The organism is Flavobacterium pasteuri (genome assembly GCF_048286615.1).
Lineage (GTDB): Bacteria > Bacteroidota > Bacteroidia > Flavobacteriales > Flavobacteriaceae > Flavobacterium.
The window spans coordinates 1-1,042 of record NZ_JBLVPN010000021.1 but is presented as its reverse complement, the minus strand read 5'-3'; the positions used below and the strand labels follow the sequence as shown (position 1 = coordinate 1,042).

Here is a 1,042-nt window from a genome sequence, read left to right as displayed (position 1 = left end):
TAAAATGTTTACTGTGGCAGCAGCTCCAAATGCTGCACTTAGTGCATCGTCATTCGCTGTTGGAACACTTGGGTTTGGATCCGTATTATCCGGATTACCATCGCCATCTAAGTCTCCGTTTGGAACCGTTATTGTTAGGTCTTGTATAACACATATTCTTGGTAATGGTGTACCTGAATCACAAATTTCTACCCTGATGATATCTGTACCAACGAATCCTGAATTTGGTGTGTAAACATACGTACCATCTGCATTTAATACAATACTTCCGTTTGTTGGACCGCTTACTGGTGTTATATTTACTACTAAAGCAGTACCCTCTGGATCTGAATCTCCTGCATCTGTTAAGTCGCCTCCTGTAGTAGCTGTATTAATAACCGTTGAATTGGTATCATTATCTAATACTGGCGCATCATTTACTGCCGTTACTACAAATGTAATAAGAGCTGTATCGCATAAACCAGCTGGATCACATAAATCGTATGTTAATGTTGCTGTTCCGTTGAAGTTGGTTGCAGGATCAAATGTTACTTCGCCTGTTGCTGGATTTAATGTCCAAGCGCCTTGTGCGTTTGTAAATGAATCTTGTACTCCTGCGGTAGCCGTGTCTAAATCAACACTAAATTGTCCTACTCCGTTTACAGCTGCTGTTGGGTTACCATCTACATCCGTATCGTTGGTAAGGATACTTACCGCACCATTGGCACCATCTTCTGTAAGTGGTGTAGCGCTTTGGTCGTCATCATTGGCAACTGGTGCATCATTTACTGCCGTTACTACAAATGTAATAAGAGCTGTATCGCATAAACCAGCTGGATCACATAAATCGTATGTTAATGTTGCTGTTCCGTTGAAGTTGGTTGCAGGATCAAATGTTACTTCGCCTGTTGCTGGATTTAATGTCCAAGCGCCTTGTGCGTTTGTAAATGAATCTTGTACTCCTGCGGTAGCCGTGTCTAAATCAACACTAAATTGTCCTACTCCGTTTACAGCTGCTGTTGGGTTACCATCTACATCCGTATCGTTGGTAAGGATACTTACC

1 protein-coding gene is annotated in these 1,042 nt (G+C 41.9%); it reads right to left on the bottom strand.

Annotated features, from left to right (window positions below; all coding sequences use genetic code 11):
* Nucleotides 1–1,042 (bottom strand): tandem-95 repeat protein (locus ACNQF6_RS15720; protein WP_417966966.1); only part of this gene is annotated, 1,042 nt, incomplete at both ends.